Source organism: Shewanella eurypsychrophilus, from assembly GCF_007004545.3.
In the GTDB taxonomy this organism is placed as follows: domain Bacteria; phylum Pseudomonadota; class Gammaproteobacteria; order Enterobacterales; family Shewanellaceae; genus Shewanella; species Shewanella eurypsychrophilus.
Genome location: NZ_CP045503.2, coordinates 4,819,836 through 4,837,298 on the forward strand (window position 1 = coordinate 4,819,836; position 17,463 = coordinate 4,837,298).

Annotated in this window: 15 protein-coding genes; 5 read left to right on the forward strand and 10 right to left on the reverse strand. The window is 41.9% G+C overall.

The window, feature by feature from the left end; translation table 11 throughout:
- Positions 1-31: 31 nt before the first annotated feature.
- Both FM038_RS20630 and FM038_RS20635 read right to left on the reverse strand, forming a co-directional pair.
- Positions 32-1,354: a BamA/TamA family outer membrane protein gene (locus FM038_RS20630; RefSeq protein WP_142871405.1), complete on the reverse strand. Its 1,323-nt coding sequence runs from the start codon at positions 1,352-1,354 to the stop codon at positions 32-34.
- Positions 1,355-1,494: 140 nt separating this feature from the next.
- Entirely contained in the window at positions 1,495-2,586 is a 1,092-nt protein-coding gene (locus FM038_RS20635; RefSeq protein WP_142871404.1) for an endonuclease/exonuclease/phosphatase family protein, read from the reverse strand.
- A 228-nt stretch (positions 2,587-2,814) separates the two neighbouring features.
- Here FM038_RS20635 and FM038_RS20640 point away from each other — a divergent pair, with 228 nt between their 5' ends.
- Complete coding sequence (locus tag FM038_RS20640; protein ID WP_142871403.1) at positions 2,815-4,080, forward strand: polysaccharide biosynthesis protein; 1,266 nt, start codon at positions 2,815-2,817, stop codon at positions 4,078-4,080.
- Positions 4,081-4,103: 23 nt separating this feature from the next.
- Complete coding sequence (locus FM038_RS20645) at positions 4,104-4,316, forward strand: hypothetical protein (RefSeq protein ID WP_223292931.1); 213 nt, start codon at positions 4,104-4,106, stop codon at positions 4,314-4,316.
- 29 nt (positions 4,317-4,345) lie between these two features.
- Here FM038_RS20645 and FM038_RS20650 read toward each other — a convergent pair whose 3' ends face one another.
- Together FM038_RS20650 and FM038_RS20655 are read right to left on the reverse strand one after the other, a co-directional pair.
- Positions 4,346-5,179 carry a hypothetical protein gene (locus FM038_RS20650; protein WP_142871402.1) on the reverse strand — a complete coding sequence of 278 codons (834 nt, stop codon included), beginning with the start codon at positions 5,177-5,179 and terminating at the stop codon, positions 4,346-4,348.
- Positions 5,180-5,257: 78 nt separating this feature from the next.
- A complete protein-coding gene (locus tag FM038_RS20655; protein ID WP_142871401.1) occupies positions 5,258-6,892 on the reverse strand; it encodes a CHASE domain-containing protein in 1,635 nt (544 codons plus the stop codon).
- Positions 6,893-7,392: 500 nt separating this feature from the next.
- Here FM038_RS20655 and FM038_RS20660 point away from each other — a divergent pair, with 500 nt between their 5' ends.
- Together FM038_RS20660 and FM038_RS20665 are read left to right on the forward strand one after the other, a co-directional pair.
- The gene (locus tag FM038_RS20660) at positions 7,393-8,052 is read left to right on the forward strand and encodes a DNA-J related domain-containing protein (RefSeq protein WP_142871400.1); all 660 of its coding nucleotides are present in this window, start codon (positions 7,393-7,395) and stop codon (positions 8,050-8,052) included.
- A 188-nt stretch (positions 8,053-8,240) separates the two neighbouring features.
- On the forward strand, positions 8,241-8,894 hold the full coding sequence (locus tag FM038_RS20665) for a thiol:disulfide interchange protein DsbA/DsbL (RefSeq protein ID WP_142871399.1): 654 nt from the start codon (positions 8,241-8,243) through the stop codon (positions 8,892-8,894).
- A gap of 81 nt (positions 8,895-8,975) precedes the next feature.
- On the opposite strand, the gene FM038_RS20670 is transcribed toward FM038_RS20665, so the two are convergent.
- The 6 genes from FM038_RS20670 to FM038_RS20695 form a co-directional block, all read right to left on the reverse strand.
- The gene (locus FM038_RS20670; protein ID WP_419555602.1) at positions 8,976-10,058 is read right to left on the reverse strand and encodes a glycosyltransferase; all 1,083 of its coding nucleotides are present in this window, start codon (positions 10,056-10,058) and stop codon (positions 8,976-8,978) included.
- A 30-nt stretch (positions 10,059-10,088) separates the two neighbouring features.
- The gene (locus FM038_RS20675; protein ID WP_142871397.1) at positions 10,089-10,625 is read right to left on the reverse strand and encodes a cytochrome b/b6 domain-containing protein; all 537 of its coding nucleotides are present in this window, start codon (positions 10,623-10,625) and stop codon (positions 10,089-10,091) included.
- Between the two features lie 94 nt (positions 10,626-10,719).
- Positions 10,720-11,241 carry a menaquinone-dependent protoporphyrinogen IX dehydrogenase gene (hemG, locus tag FM038_RS20680; protein WP_142871396.1) on the reverse strand — a complete coding sequence of 174 codons (522 nt, stop codon included), beginning with the start codon at positions 11,239-11,241 and terminating at the stop codon, positions 10,720-10,722.
- Positions 11,242-11,483: 242 nt separating this feature from the next.
- Positions 11,484-13,094: a di-heme oxidoredictase family protein gene (locus FM038_RS20685; protein WP_142871395.1), complete on the reverse strand. Its 1,611-nt coding sequence runs from the start codon at positions 13,092-13,094 to the stop codon at positions 11,484-11,486.
- A gap of 161 nt (positions 13,095-13,255) precedes the next feature.
- The gene (locus tag FM038_RS20690) at positions 13,256-14,410 is read right to left on the reverse strand and encodes an imelysin family protein (protein ID WP_142871394.1); all 1,155 of its coding nucleotides are present in this window, start codon (positions 14,408-14,410) and stop codon (positions 13,256-13,258) included.
- Positions 14,411-14,488: 78 nt separating this feature from the next.
- The gene (locus FM038_RS20695) at positions 14,489-15,874 is read right to left on the reverse strand and encodes a hypothetical protein (protein WP_142871393.1); all 1,386 of its coding nucleotides are present in this window, start codon (positions 15,872-15,874) and stop codon (positions 14,489-14,491) included.
- Between the two features lie 358 nt (positions 15,875-16,232).
- Between FM038_RS20695 and FM038_RS20700 the strand changes: the two genes are divergently transcribed.
- Positions 16,233-17,405 (forward strand): MFS transporter, encoded by a 1,173-nt coding sequence (locus tag FM038_RS20700; RefSeq protein WP_142871392.1) that lies wholly within the window; start codon positions 16,233-16,235, stop codon positions 17,403-17,405.
- Positions 17,406-17,463: the final 58 nt, after the last annotated feature.

Here is a 17,463-nt window from a genome sequence, read left to right on the forward strand (position 1 = left end):
AATCAGTGTTGAGTTTCATTAAATTTAAATTTTAGAAAGGATGGTCTACCATCACCCAAGTATTGCTACCTTCATCAGACACTGCAATATCGGTTCTCACCACGAGACCGGCAGCTAAAAATCGCAGAGAGAAACCCGCATCGTACTTAAGGTCTGTGAGTAGCTCACTAGCGCTATACTCAGCGCCCACTCTCCCCGCTTCGACAAAGCCAACAAGCTGAAACCAATCGATTTTAAGAAATTTAAGCCAATTAACATCTTCTATGGGATTGTATTTGAGGGTATATCGATATTCAGCTGAGCCATAAATTGCGGCTTTATCATGAAAACGATTCTGATCATAACCGCGCATACGGTAGAAACCGCCTAACGTCGCCCCTTCATTATAGGGAGCATTGTTTATCACTCTTTGACCACCAAGACCGTCATATTCTACATCCCACGAAGGTGAATACCCTGTCCAGAAGTTAAGCGCCAGAACTCTTTGATGAGCATATTCAGACTCGCCGAAAGAGAAATATTTACTCATATCCAAGTTGATGAATGTCCACTCATTGTCTGAGTCAAGCCAGGCAGCATCATGAGAAACTGATAAATATTGACTGCTACCAGTAGAGGGGTTGATTGAGAAATCAGTATTATCATGCAATATCCCCAATTCAATCGCATGAATCGTTCCATCCAACTCCCCCTCTTCAAACTCAAAACTTTGATAACGGTTAAACTGGCGTAGAACCACAACGGTCGCACCATGTTTAAGGGGATTCCAATCCCCACCACTGGGCTCCGAAATTAGCAGTCCATTTTTTAGCTGGTACTCTACCAAACCTTTGTCTGCCATGGCGCCAATGGGTAACGCATATTCAAGCTTGATATCAAACCAGTTAGATGAACCATCGGCTTCAAGGTATTGAGTGTTATCTGAGTTATTACTGCCAGGAAGTGGCATTGATACGGGGATGAACTCTCGTGCTCCTCCAGCATAAGCCCGCTGCTTGGGATAATAGCCCATCATGCCATAGACGCTTAAATAGAAGCGTTCCGTGCTAGGAAGAAGGAAGTTCCATACACCACCACCAGCGGCATTACTAACATCACCACCAAATACAGTTCCGCCTATGGTCATTTGGTCTTGGTAATAGCCATTTAGCATGCCACCGACACCAAAGTTTAGTCCCATTGATTCAGAACTAAACAGATAGGGCAGCACCAGACTCTCTTTAACTCTATCGGGCGACTCGGCTCGATTGACCGAGGTTTTCACATTCGCTGCTGGGGCTGCATGTGCGGTGACATTTAATATTAAAAATAATAAAGCACAGAGAGAGACAAAAAAGAGAGGGAGTTGCTTCATTGGAGTCGGGTTCCATCGGCTTTTGGCATTAAGCCATTAAAAGACAATAATTAAATGTACTCCGCACATACTAGCAAAGCTGTTACAGCATTGTAGCATTAAGTTAAGAAGACTAACTCAAGAAGACTAACTCAAAGGGGTTATTCCCGAATAGAAAGAGTGACCATCACAGGGGCGTGATCTGTACTCTGGCTATCCGTTTCAAACCTGGGATTGATTAAATGGCGATCATAGGTTTCATAACGACTCACTTCAGCCAAACTAAGATCATTTTTCGGATCAAACTCACTCGACAATAAAATATAATCGAGTACCGACCCCTTAGCAAAATAGTAATGCGTCGCCGCTCTAGCCTGCCCAGATAAACTATACTTTCCCTCTTGATATAACTCATAGCCATCTTTTAATCGGTAGTGAGCCAATTGATGCTCGACCCTCCCTATCGCCCCCAGACCCAAGATTGTCTGTGGTTTAATTCGTGTATCCACAGAGGTTAAACCAGCCAGTACACCATCACTGAGTAGATCGTTAAAGTCGCCCATCAAGATCGCAGGCTGTTGCGTCTCGCTTCGCCTTGATACCATGGCATAACGCAATAATACCGCCTCACTACCACGCTGAATACTCGATCCCCACTGTCCCAGCACTTCTACAGCCAAGGCTTGCCCTGTATTATGCTCAGTGTGATGTAAACTAGAAACTGTCTCAGCCGAAGAAGCAGCGAACTCATCTATAGAGAATAATGGGCGCTTAGATTTAAAGTGCACGACATAGCAATCACATAGGCCTAGCTTTGGCAGTTCTATCGTTGCTCTTAATGGACTACGACTGAATTCAAAACCTTCACTTAATCCCATTTTCTCCGAAAATAGCTTATCAGCCTTAACCGAAACGGCCTCTTTAATCGGATAACGTGAAGCCAGCGCCACCACAGGTTTACTATAAATAAAACCATCGACGACTTGAGGGGAATCTAATACGCTGAAGTAACCCAATCCACATCGCTTAGTCAGCGCCTCGAGTTCAATTGGGCTAAACACCTCCTGAAAACCTATCACATCGGGTTGATGCTCATTAAGGTATTTTTCGATCCAGTTTAACTTTTTCAACCATTGCTCCTGAGTATAGATATTATCGAATTCATAGAAGGCATCAGGAGGTGCAATGAAGTTAAACAGATTGAAGGTGGCTATTTTTATTTGAGAATGGCTGTCTGTAGCAATAAGTGACAAAGGTGAACCCAGTAATTTCGAATACTCGTTAGAGGTTATACCTAAAACAGCTTTTATCCATCATATATTTCGCTTTAACACTAAGAATAATTTTTATAATATTAGATTTAATGTACTTCAATCACACCCTTATCTTAAGATGTTAGAGCTAAAGCATTTCCCAGAGTAGAATCCGCTGACAATTGATTTATTACTTACCCGTTAGCTCCATAACCGTCTAAGGTAAAAATGCAAAACACTGCGATTAACCGTGTTAAATCAGCTTTTCTTGCTGGGATTTGGGCAACATTGATCAGCATCAGCCTAGGATTCGGCTTTAAAATCTGGCTAGCTCAGTGGATGGCTAAAGAAGATTTAGCCCTGTATCACACCATCATAGATATCATCTCTTTGTCTCTTATCTTGATGACAGGTTTTCGCTCTTCCATGGTCGTAAGCTACTCTCAAAACCAGAATGATAAAGATATCACCAATATCTTCCGCTACAGCCTAATCACTATGGTTTTATTAACTTGGGGAATCGTCTTACCTTATATCAAACACCAACTCAATATCGATGTAGAGTACTTTCATTTAGTCGGTATTATTCTAGGGATGGGGTTTAAGGTCTATTTCACCAACCAGATAGCCATGTATCGTATGTATGCTATCTCTAATAAAGTCACTTGGATGGAGCCCTTAACTCAGATTTTCGTCTTCTTTATCTGTTTCACTCTTATGGCACAAACAGCCATCTCTTCGCTGTTTTTTAGTATGATGATCTCCTCTACTACGATGGCAGCGTACATGTTTATCAATAGACGGAAACAGATTGCCACAACCCCGTTTGACTCTGTAAATATGAACCCCAACTTAGTCAACTTTGTAAAGAAAAGCTTCATTGCTTCACTCGAAGCGGGTGCCAGTATCTTGATGATTTATATCACCGTATTGTTAACTATTGCTCATTTTAGCATCGAAGAGTTAGGCGATTTCCAAGTCGTTGTCAGACCATTTATTACTTATCTCACCTTGCTATTTGTGTTCCCAATCTATCGATTTGTATTTCCCGAGTTAGCAGTCAGTGTACGACAAGAAAATTTTGCACAAATAAAACAAATTAAACACTGGGTTTATAAATTAGCCATTCTGGTTGGTGCCAGCTTCTTTATCAGCATGCTGCTATTTAGCCACCAAATCGTCGGCTGGGTGTTCCCACCTCAGTATGAGAAGGCAGCTCCAGTGCTGATGCATTTCTCAATGTTCTTTGTCTTTATGATCCTCAATGCCTATCAACTCGCTTTTATTAAAGCACACGGCTTGTTTACTCAAAGCTTGATGATCAGGATCTGTGGCGTATTAGCATTAATCGCTAGCTACTATTTTTATAGCAGAGTGACTGATAATGTCGTCGCGGTGACACTAGCACTAGGCACTGGTTACCTCTTGATGTTTATCATCTCAACCTTTGTAGAAAGGCAGATCCATAAGGGGAAATTTGTCGTTACGACTTAACACTAACCGCAACTCGACTCATCTTGATCAAAGCACACGGCTTGTTTACTCAAAGCTTGATGATCAGGATCTGTGGCGTATTAGCATTAATCGCTAGCTACTATTTTTATAGCAGAGTGACTGATAATGTCGTCGCTGTAACACTAGCACTAGGGACTGGCTACCTCTTGATGTTTATCATCTCAACCTTTGTAGAAAGGCAGATCCATAAGGGGAAATTTGTCGTTACGACTTAACCAGAAAGTGATAATCCGACTAAAATGATTTAAACACCCCACGGCATATCGATGTAAACTCTGACTAAGGAATCGTTATTCCAGGGCAAAATCGGCAAATAGTCAGGGTCATCTAAGGGAACCTTGGCATAGGGGTCTAAATTGTACTCCGTATGCTCAACACTCATGACAAAAACACTATCCTCAACCCATGAGTTCGAGTCATAGCTCAACACCATGCCATAACGGTTTTCTAGCCATTCACTGCCATCGCTCCAATGCTGAATTTTAGCAGAAAAGTCAAAAGAACTGCCTAACGAGATCCGTGTATCGACCGCCAGCGTGTATGCGCCAGTTTTATTTTGAAAATCTTCACGATCGTAACCACGCATTCTAGGCACATCATCATCAATTTCCAGAAAATACAGTCCCGCGCCAACCTTTGCAGCAACATCAAAAGCACTCGTGTTAAACGCATAACCCAAAGCAGGCATCACTTTAAACTGCTTCTCTACCGAACTAACCGTATTGCGTCGATCCGCTATCTCTACTTCCCAATTTAAATGACTGGTTTCTGAAATTTCAAACAATGGCCCAGTAGCTAAAAACTCAGAATCAAACCAAAGCGGTATATGATCAGGATCGAGCTTATCTTTATCATGATCAATAAACACATCTATCGAGCCTGTTAATAAAATATTCGACTCGGTTAGATGAGCAAGCGAGAGAGCCGCCCCAACACCTAAAGTGTGAGAATCAGCCTGTTCGACAATAATATCATGACCGCCGAAAGCGATCCGCCAATCCAATGCCTGAGCATTGAACGAACTCGCTAGAGATAGACACGCTACAGGGAAAAGCAGTGGTTTTATTTTCAATTTCATATTGCAACAACCTCTTATACCTATTGGTATTAGACACCATGGCAAAACAATCTCACCAGGCAAGCGTTAATCGAAAGTTCACTTCTGTGGCGCTTTAAAGTCAATAACATCGCCTGTTTTTGAGATGGGTAAGTCTTCGACACAAACTCTGTTCTTCCCCAATTCTTTTGCTTGATATAAGAGGCGGTCAGCTTTGGCTGTAAAGGCGATAGGATCACAATTCAATGTAGGAAAAGTACTAATAGCCCCGATACTGATAGTCACGAATTCAGACACGCTTGATGGCTCATGAGGAATTCGAAGTTTTTCAATATTCATTCGACATTTATCTGCGAGTAAAGCTGATTCGTTAGTATTAGGCAATAAAATAACAAACTCCTCTCCTCCATATCGAGCAACGAGATCAGTATTACGACTTGTGGTGCAGCTCAGTGCTTTAGATACATCTATTAAGCATTGCTCTCCCGCTAAATGGCCATATTGATCATTGAATAATTTAAAGTTGTCGATATCGATTACAATCAATGACAATCTGGTATTCCCTCGTATCGCTCTTTGCCATTCTTTTGAAAGCTGCTGATCGAATCGGCGTCGATTAGCTATCGATGTAAGACTATCAGTATAAGACAGCTCTTCCAGAGCCAACGAGGCTTCATTGAGGGCTTTAGTCCTATCTTCAACCTCTATGCTAATCAAAGAGCTACGACGGGTGATCGCATAAATATAGCAAGCCCCAAGTAAAACAAATAGCATACCCAAAGCACTAATTAAAAAGGGAACTAAACTTCTTCTTTCGGCAATATAGCCTAATGTAGGACTCGTAACTAACGTCCATTGTCTGCCACCAAAACGTCTCAATGGCTTACTATAAGTCAGGTGCAGCTGTGTATTATCTTGGACCTGCTCAGGTGAGAAGTTAATGTAAAGCTCCTCAGCCTTAATCGCGGTATTATCGATCAACTTTAAATTTATACCTTGCACGTCGGTATACTTGATAGCAGTCTCAAACATGTCACCAATTCTGTACACTCCGAGAACAAAGCCTCGTAGCTTTTCACGGCGTTTGACTAACGTCGTTGGAGTGCCTTCATAAGTGGGCATAAATACCAGGAAGCCTTTCTGGTTAGAAACTTCTTGTACTAACGTAATACTAGCAGTGGCCAGTGAAAGATCGAGATCCCGTGATTTATCTATTATTGTTTCTCGTTTAGGGTTTGAAGCAAGATCAAACCCTACTGCAACTTCATTGCCCTCCAACGGCTCCACGTAATAAACGGGAAAATACTCACTGCGCTTAGCAGCCTTCACCATGCTTCCTTGAAACTCTCGTTCGGTAAACTCAAAATCTGGATATTTCTGTCTTTTCAATGCCTCAAATGTCTCGCGCTCGTCGTCACTCACTCTAGGGATCCACTCTAATGCCTGAATATTCTGATGCCTAACAAGAAAACTACTCGCTAACTTTTTAAACTCAATTTCAGTCACATTATCTGAGCTATCAAACAAGCCTTTAACTGCGTATAGCACCTCTAAATTAATGAGCAATTCTCGCTCAAGAGCAGCCGCTTTATCATCGACATCTCGCTTAAAGTCTAACTCTATGGCTAAGGTTTCATTTTGATAGAAGCTGTATCCAACTAAACCTGAGAGTGTCATTCCAACAAGAATGGATAGTAGAAGAACATAGTTAGATAAAATATTAAATGAACGCACGATTATCTCTCAATACTCAAAGGAAGGAGAACAAATAGGGAGTAGGCTATTTCAGCCTTAGTCAAGGCCACACTCTGCTTTATCAAAATCAATGAAAAAAAGCCTTAAGCAATCTGCTAAAAATCTAAACTATATTAGATAACTTTTTCATGAAATTATCATTTTTAAGCCATAATGCCGAGTCTAAATTTAATTTGAAAATTGCTATACCAAGAAACAAATCGTTACGAAAAGAGTAAATATCTCTTCTTAGACTAGTTCTCACGATAGAAAAATCAAATGTTACAACTGTGTAACTCACCTTAACACAATGCTTTCCATCAAACTAAGCTAAGTCTAAAGAGACGATTAAAATGTCATTTTAGAAACGTGAAACACTGGGCTAGATTGGTCATTAGAATAATCATCCTTGTATAGTTTAATATCAATAACATAGTCTGTATGCTGATAACATCTACTAGCGCGTTAAGCATGGTCACTAATTCAGGATGAATACCCATATGCTATTTGATAAGAATCCAACATCTCTCCCTGTAAAAAAAGAGACCTATGGCGATGCTAACCTTAGTGATATCAAGGGAGACAACCCACTTATATGGCCGCTACTCAGCTTACTTCAAACCTCAAATCGAAGCTGGAAAGTTCACCACCTTGCAGCGGAACTAAAATCCAAAGGCCTAATGCAAGATCTCGATAGCGATCAACAAAAAGCACTCTTTAAAACCAATTTTTTACTTATGAATGCATTATTTGAGCTACAGGAGATGCTTTTACCGGATCACTGGTTGCAAGTTAAAGCAATGGAAATTCAAATATTTCGCATCCTGCCACAAGATCTGATAGCCAGCTTAAAAATAGATGATGCATTGAGAGATTATTACCTTAACTGGCTCAATTACGACACTTGTCCCAATATCATTCAGGAGATGCTTGAGTCTTTCTGGAATCGATACGAAGAATACATTGGTACCAATCCCAATTTAATGCACAACAGCCAGGCATTGTCCGTATTTGAGTTAGATGGAAACGCAACCGATAAACAGATACGTAAGCAGTGGCGTAAATTGGCCTTGCTCTGGCATCCGGATCGTCCCAACGGGGATGCTGCTCAATTCCGAAAAGTTTGTGAAGCGTGGCAGACTTTACGAGAGAAACATTAAAAGATGCTCAAAACTCTTACTTAGATCACACATCAAACACTGATCCTATGAGTTAATTCAGTCATAATTAAGCATTAGCTTTTATGCTGGATTTATTAGGCGCCGTATGACGTATTGTCGGCTTTAGTCTTTAAAGACGCAGCCAATACTAAGGTCATCTTAAGCCTGTCACCTTTGAGGATAATCAATTGATTAAACACATAGCATTAGCGTTAACTTTGGCCATAGCCCCATTAAGTAGTTTTGCAGCACAATTTGTTGAGGGTAAACATTTTACTCAAATCGCTGAAAAAGCCAGCGCCCAGCCAAAGCTCACTGAATTTTTCTCTTTTTACTGTCATAACTGCTACAACATGGAAAAGCAGTATCTTGGTGATATCAAAGCTAACTTAGATAAAAACATTACCTTCGATGGTAAACATGTCGACTTCATGAACAGTGATATCGGTACCGAAGTGATGCGCTCACTCGCGGTTATACAAGAGTCTGGTGCTGGTGAGAAGATGACTCACGCCATGTTTGCAGCGATTCAGGGAGATGAAGGAGCTCATGGTCACGATCATGATCACGGCGCACATGAAGAGCCTGAGCTAAATAATCGTGATGATATTAAAAAAGTCTTCGCTGATAATGGTTTCGATATCAGCAAATATGATGCGATTGCCGATAGTAAAGCCGTTAATGATAAAATTGACCTATGGCGTGTACAGCAAAGACAGTTCCAAATTCAAAGTGTTCCAGCCTTTGTTGTTAATGACAAATATGCTGTCAACATGAGCTCTATCCGTACTCTTGGTGAGCTTATTGACCTCATCAATTACTTAGCGGTAGAGCATAAGTAATTTTGGTTTAAACACCCATAAAAAAGGCCTCATTGAGGCCTTTTTTTATGTCTAATGTATGATCTCAATTGCTCGAATAAATCACACGGAATGGAGTAACTCTCTCCACCTGAGTAATAACGAAGGCCAAGCTTGAGCCACTAGCTCTCTTTGATGTTGACTCAAACCATAAACAAATCCATTTTTCACATCTTGAGCTTGTCGCTCCTCTATACTGCTGATCTGTTGTCTTATCGCTATCTCTAAACACTCTTCAGTTAACTCATCGAGCACGATAGAGTGAACATCTTTGTCCTGATGTGTCGTTTCATTCGCTGAGTTAAGGTTAATTAGCTGCTCTGTCAGCCCATCGATATTATTTGCAATCACCACCTTACCCGCAGCTAGAGACTCCTGACACGTCAACCCAAACGGTTCCCAACGAGATGGAATAATCACAAGGTCACATCCGTTTAGAAAATGAGGAACATCTTTAATCTCATCGACGAAGGTGACTCTCGAGTCTCCTTCGTTATCGTGTTCGGCTAGTGCTCGCAGTTCTAGTTCTAGTTCTTGCTCTCCACTACCCGCAATTCGTAGTTCAAGCTTGTCAGTCTTAACTGCTGCGATTGCTCTAAGCAGGATATCGAAGCCCTTCTGATGATGTAATCGTCCGTAGGCACCAATAACTAATGGCCAGGAAAATACGTGATGATTAAGAGAGGTAAGCGCATCTAATGATTTGGCCTGCCCAGTAATAAAGAGCTTATCCTTACTCACTAACCTTAACTTGAGTAACCATTTCCCCTGAGCTTGTGAGACAGCTAGCACCTTATTCATAAGGCCATAATACAACTTAAGCATCATCAAAAAGCGCCATTTTGTCTTCACCTGATGCAAGACAAATCCTTCACTATAATGATGTTCCTGATAGAGAATAGGTATACCTAAGTTAACCAGTTTCAACAAAGCCATAGCCGGGAGTTTTTGCCAAGAAGCCGCGGCATGCAAGCAGATAATATCAGCTTGATACCTAACAGGTTTCCAAGCCTTTAAGTTGATATGATAGATCTCGAAATTAAACTCTCGATTAAGGCTAGAGTGACACAAACCCTCTACGGCTAATTTGACGCCCCCCAATTTTTGATCATCGATAAGATGAATAACTTTAGGTTTCAAAGGCACCTCCTTGGCCACAAAAGGAACGAGTTTAGATCAATTTCTAATGAAATCTAATAGATGTAGACCTGCACAGATAATATGGATCAGAATGAATCCCATAAATCCTTGGGCAAATACTATGTGGTTGCTACGCCAAAATAAAGCATCGGAACTCCCTTGTAAGCAATACCAAAGCACGCCAGTAAAACCTACACCAACTAACAGTAATATTCCAATCCCTTCAATAATGCTGAATAGCCCACGCCCACCAGCAGCAGGTAATTTACCTTTACATAAACCGGATATATCTTTTATCAAGTGAGAAAAGTCTAAAACTAGCCAAGGGAAGAATTGGCGCCATTTCCCCTTTATACAATTAGACACTAACATGCTAATGGATAGCCCTGCGGCCACTAACCCTAGATAAACATGTAAATAATCCCAAATAGAGGCGCTGGCTCTTAAGCTACGTCCCATCATAATCCAACTGCTTGTCGAGATAAGAAATGCAGACAATAAGATGATTAACACATGTTGATATTCAACGAGTGTATTAGTGAGCTTAGCTAAAAATGTAGACTTTTTTGACATATAATCTCACTTAAATTGGTATTCATACCTATTCCATTAAATTTACGACCAATTCAGAGCTCTCTCAGGACTATTTTAATGGAACAGGTATAAGTCAGAGCTGATGCAACTGCTCAGCAAATTGTTCGACTTTTTTCCAATCGGTATATTCGACTTTGGTTTCAGCGTCCGTCGGCCCTTTCGTCATCCACATAATAAAGCGGATAATATTTCTATCTAAGCTGTTATAGCCTTGATAATCTAGGTTGCCACCGAATACTTGCAGTAAATCTGGCTGCCATGGTGTTTTACTCAAAAAGGCTTGCATATAGGGGTTAGTCTCAGGAGTATCTTTACCCGGCTTGCGAGCCACTAAGCTGACAGAAAAAAAACTGGTCGCTTTACTTGTTAATATCTCGATATTGTTTGTAATGAAATCATAGACTGCAGGTTTATGTTTACCATGTCGAATGCTTGCACCTATGACAATTTTATCATAATCGGCTAATTCAACCTGTTCACCGAGTGTGACGAGTGAAACCTGATGGTTTTCGATCATTAGTCGCTTCGCGATGAAGTCTGAAATTTTTCTAGTTTGGCCATGAACGCTGGAATAAATAATCAAGATTTTGCTCACTCACCCCTCCAAAATATACATAAAACGAATATAAACATAGTAATGTAAATATCAAATTTTTTACTTGAAACAGATCACGAGGCATCAGAGCAAACACACAGATACCTTTACCTATATCACAAATTATTATCTTAGATATTTAATTAGGGGTATAACACAATATAAAATGCGGAGTGTTCAGAAAGTAAAACGCGGAGCAATGAACTCACTCCGCGAGGGGATATATACCGTTAAAGCGAACTTTACAATGACATCAGGAAGGCAACCACTTGATCTCGCTCAGTCTTGCTCAAGTTCATAAATGCATCACGGCTATTTTCACTTTCGCCACCATGCCATAAGATAGCCTCTTCCATTGTTGCTGCACGGCCATCATGTAAGAAGCCAGCTTGGGGGTTCACAGTTTGAGTTAACCCTATGCCCCAAAGAGAGCGAGTACGCCACTCATTGCCATTTGCCAAGAAGTCAGGACGCCCATCGGCAAGATCTTCTCCCAAATCATGCAGTAACATGTCAGTAAATGGGTATATGGTCTGGCCCTTATGCCCATCAATCATCGCCGTTCCACCGATATCACCCGATGATTTAGTGACAAAGCTTGCTTTATGACAACCAGTACAGTTGATCTCATCGAACAAACGAGCGCCTTCACGCACATTTGGATCATCCACATTGCGCCTTGCCGGAACCGCCAAACTTTCAGCATAAAAAACAACTGAATCACTGAATGCTGCATCAGCCTCAGGATTGCCATTTTCATCTTCACCAGTATCGGTAAAGCCTGTACGTGTTAGATAGCTATCGTGTAATGCTGTACCGACAACACTCTCATCAGGGAAAAGCGGATTAGTAATGCCGATATCTCCACGAAGCGCTCCTAGGGATTGCACGCGAACACTTGGAGTATTAGCCTTCCAACCAAAGCGACCTAGAGAAACAGGATGTTCATCACCAGCCTGGGCCTTCACCGCATCAAAAACGAAGTTTGCTCTACCTGAGATCTTGTCTCCATCAGCGTCGTTTTCATCGACTAGCGCCAGAATGTCGGCTTCAGGGATCGCTTCTAATAAACCTAAACCGAAAACAGGCATACCATTTCGCCATCCCATCAATACATCATCTTGAAGCAGATCTGATGTAACGTTCACACTCCCCTTAGTTTCACCCGGTGCATCATAGGGGTTTTCAACATCAAACAGCGGCTTCTTCAGTGTAATGCTACTGCCATCTGGGTAAGTCACTTCTTTAGTTTCATAAGAGAGATAGACATCGGCCTGACCACCAAAAAGATTATCTTCCCAATCGGCACGGGCTTTTAGCACCCCTCTATGGAAGAGTTGGCCACCGAAGTTAGGCACAGCAATGGGCGCACAGTAATCATTCGCCGCATTTCCTTCAGTACATGGCTCAGCAGGAGCCTTACTGATCCGTAAAAATATCCCAGACGCAGAACTCAATTTAATGCGTTCTTGTCCTGCAGGTACAATAGGGGTTGAGTTACGCCCGTCACGCTGGTGACAAGAGTTACAATCTGTATTGTTAAATACAGGGCCTAAACCATCGAGATCGGGATGCTCTTGGTTAGGTGCAGTTGTAAAAGCAGTTTCAAAGCTAAGATCACCCTCTAGGTGATGCTCTAGCTCGGCTTCAGTCAAATTTGGCGCTGGTGTTGAGAATCCATGACCAGACTCAGAAGCATCGTATGTTGTTGTATCACCGCCACTGGCAGTCATATCGGTATAGGCTGGGTAAACTTTTTTATCAGGCTCACTCGTATCATCACCTGAACCACCACAAGCACTTAATCCTAGGCATATGGCAAACGCTAAACTGGTATATCTATATGTCTTCATAATCATCATCTCACACTGCAAGAGTTCATTCAGTTAATCTCTATCCTGAAATTTACTGCTTGAAACAGGGTACTCACAAATAAAAAAAGGAGGCCGTTCCGGTGCCTCCCTTTGATTTATCTAGTCAAAACTTATTAGCTAGGGAGTAATACCAATCGCTATTATACTTTCCACTCATTAAGCAAAGGCAGTATGTCTGTCTCTAGGCTAGCTTGCAGCTTAGAGAGCGCATCAATAGCAGTTTGCACCCTTACACGAGCATCAGCATCTAAGATTGCCTGACGGAATGGCATGTCATTTGAACCTGAGATAGCTTGAATCTTGATAATTGCATCATCGATTTCACTACCGATACGTGAAGCGAGTACTGAGTCTGCCGCATTAACGAAATCAACCAAGCCTTGCTTGTCTGCTGCACCAGTAAACTCACCTTGATAGACATTACGTACGCCAACAATGTTGTCGCTAAAGTCAGTGAGTGAATTCCAAGAATACTGAGATTCAACTTTTGACGTATCAGCGGTATCGATTGATGTACCGAACGGATCAGCAATTTTACCGTTACCCACTTCATCTACGATGGCTATCATGCCGTTAATCAACTCTTCAATCACACCGACTTGAGAAGCATAAATAGTGTTCCACTCTGTTCCTGGATTCTTAACAAACTCACCATAGGCATTGCTACCGGTTTGACCGTCATGGCTTATCTGCCATGCATCATCCAGCGTCTTAGTGTAATCACGGAATACTTCAGCCAAGCCCATTAGGTAATCAGCTTCTGCAGAAGTTAAATCAGCAATGGCTTTCTCATTATCTGCAACACCGTCACCAAACAGTAGGTATTCCATAGTATGGAAACCTTGTACATCATCGTTCCAACCTTTAATGGTGTCAGCATCAAACCCTGAGCCGCTAGCCAATACCGTCGTTAGATCGGTAGTATTTAGTGGCCAGCTATCTAAATGTGGATCGATACCTAACGAATCAACAGGGCCAAAGATATGTGATTCACCTTGCTCCCAAGGCAAACGAGCCGCTTTCCAAGCGACTTGTGCAGCGAGAAGATTTGCTTGAGTTGGATCATTGACTAAGGTTTGAGCCGCAAGCAGCATCTCTTCGCCTTTCGTCGCTAAAGCAGCGTAGCCACTCACTATCACATCGTCAGTTAAATTAGTGATCATCTCAGTTGCTGCAAACTCAAAACCTGTTTCAGGTTCAGGATCTGGTGTACTTGAATCGTCACCAGAACTACCACAAGCGGCAAGGGTTGCAATAAGCGCGAAAGCGACAGCTGAGTACTTAAAGTTGTTCATGTAAAGCTCCATTTTTACGTCATAATAACTTGCATCCCCACTGCTTATTTAAGCAGCGAAAATGCGTTAAATTGGCTGTTATAGCGAGAATTGATAACCCACGCCTAAGGCAAAAAAGTTGGTGTCAGGAATTGATGAAACGGCAACTTGATGAAGGCCGACCTCGGCTTTTATCACAATTTCAGGAATGGGGAAGTAGTTAACTCCGACACTTGTCCATGTGTTTTCATAGCGCTTTGTCGCCGTCCCCGTTTCCACTTCTGCCAATGGGTTTGAATAATCGATATTGGCAAAAATAGTAATTGGAACTGGTGTGAATTGACCTAAATCGACGCCTGCTTCAACAAAGAAAGCTTCAGATTTAGATCCTAATTGAGCAAAGTTACCTGGCTTGAGGCCTGGCGTGGTTTTGTTGGCTTGGGTGATTGCATCAGCATCGCTAAGCGTACCGTACATGTACTGACCACGTAGTATCCAAGGGCCCTCAACAAAAGCTGCAGCGACAGTAGCAATACTGACCGTGCCATCACCTTCGACCTTGTTACTCTTATTTCGATTTCCTGTGGTATTACCATAGTAGTAAGACACACCGACCGCAGTGCCCTGCTTGAAGCTGCCATAATCTAGACGTAGCGCGTAAGCTAAGTCATCGGCATTCACATGCTCAAAACGCGTTTGATGGCCAGAAGCAACCCAATCATAAGTGCGGAAATATTCCGAATTTAAGCCACTGATGACCTGTGCTTGATAATGGAAATTTGCAAGCTCACCAAATACTCCGACCCCCATCTCGTTCCAAACAGCCGGCACCATAGCTGCTTCACTACGGTGGCGCTGAACAGTAAGATATTGATTTGGTTTATGAAGCATACTAGACAAACCGACAGGAAGATGAATGCTACCGAACTTAACGCCGATGGCATCGCTTGGACGATATCTTAATTGAGCCTTCTCAACGATAACCTCACCGCCCGCTTCAATCTCAGATTCAAACTCACCAAACTCATCAAAACCATCATATTCGAGTGAAGCACCTGTACCACCGTGTTCATACTCGATCTCAATTTCCATATCCCATTCGTCAGTAAACTGATAACCAAACTCTGTGACAATTCGCTCTAGATCGAAACGGTTACGACGCTCTGGATTTGTATCTTGAACATTTTCAAAATACTCATCACTGGTAAAGTTCATGCTGCCGTAAGATTTAAATGAAAACTTGCTAAACATACTCTCCAGGTTTTGCTGCTTAGTCGTCGCAACAATTTCAGCCTGCTTGTCTTGTGTCTCTTTTTGCTCTTTCTGTTGAGCAGCAAGAGCCGCTAGATCTTTTTTAAGCTTATTAAGTTCAGCCTCCTGCTTAGCAATTGCCTGCTCTAATAGAACAGGATCCGTTGCAGCAAAAGCACTGGTACAACTAAAACCAGCGATACATAGCGCCAGTAAACTTAACTTTGTTTTCATTAATCTCTCCACACTGATTAACAGCAGCCCCCTAAATTTGTCAACAACCTACTATAAATGAAAACGATTTGCATTAAACTTTACATTTAGCTTTGCAATACAATTTACATCACATTTACATTCGTGAACACTAATATTACGTGTGCAGCGTGTAGAGTGGATTTGTTTTGAGGACTGAGAGATAAAGCATTAATACTAACAAGATAAGAAAAAACTCATGTAAACTGAGTGTTAATTTCACACTTAGCCACTTAGCCTCTTGGCCTTTTAGGTCGTTGCATGGATGATCAATGCCTTATAACTCCTTAGCGTTATCAATTTATCTTCTCCTGCTAATAAGCAAGAGTTGGAGCCAGTTATGAACCGTAAAAGTCCGCAAAATTTACTGCTTTGGATGACTTTTATCATGTCGCTGGTCTTCTCTGTATGGCAAGTGTTACTCAATAACTTTGTCATCGAACGCGCCCAATTTACCGGTGTTGAGATTGGTATTTTACAGAGCCTACGTGAAGTGCCAGGCTTTCTGGCTTTTACTGCTATCTTTGTACTCTTGCTAATTCGTGAGCAGAGCTTCGCTTTACTTTCTTTAGCTGTGTTATCTATTGGTGTCGCTATCACCGGCTATTACCCTCAAGTGCTAGGGCTATACATCACCACAGTATTGATGTCTGTTGGCTTCCATTATTTTGAAACGGTCAATCAATCCCTCACCCTGCAATGGGTCGACAAGAAAGATACTGCAGGATTTCTTGGAAAAGCACTGGCTTGGCGCTCCGCAGCCGCGCTATCAGGTTATGCCAGCATCTGGGTGGTGATGACCTGGCTAAAGCTCGATTATGTGTGGATGTATGCATTAATTGGCTGCTTAGGCCTAGTCATGGTGCTAACCATCACCTTATATTTCCCCAGGTTCGATGTGGGCGAAGTGCAGCATAAAAAAATTATCTTAAGGAAAAAGTATTGGCTCTTTTATCTGCTGACCTTCTTTTCGGGAGCAAGACGCCAAATATTTATGGTCTTCGCAGGCTTCATGATGGTCGAAAAATTTGGCTATAGCGTCAGTGAAATCACCGCCTTATTCTTAATTAACTATGTGTTCAACTTGCTATTTGCGCCGGCTATTGGCCGCTTTATTGGGCGAATTGGAGAGCGTAGAGCCCTGACTATCGAGTACATTGGTCTTATTATTATCTTTGTCAGTTATGCCTGGGTACAGCAACCCGAAATAGCGGCTGCACTCTATGTTATCGATCACTTACTCTTTGCTATGGCCATTGCGATAAAAACCTATTTTCAAAAAATTGCCGACGGTAAAGATATTGCGGCAACCATGTCGGTGAGCTTTACGATTAATCATATTGCCGCCGTAGTGATCCCTGTATTACTTGGACTGCTTTGGCTCCATTCACCACAGGCAGTATTTTATATAGGAGCAGGGTTTGCTGTTTGCTCCTTGTGCCTCGCTCGAAATATACCTAATGCCCCTACACAGGGAAATGAAGTAAATTGGAGTTGGCCGCAAAAGACCTAGAGCAAAGGTGAGTAAATAACCTGATTTAATGTGGATGGGGATAAGGTACTATACTGCT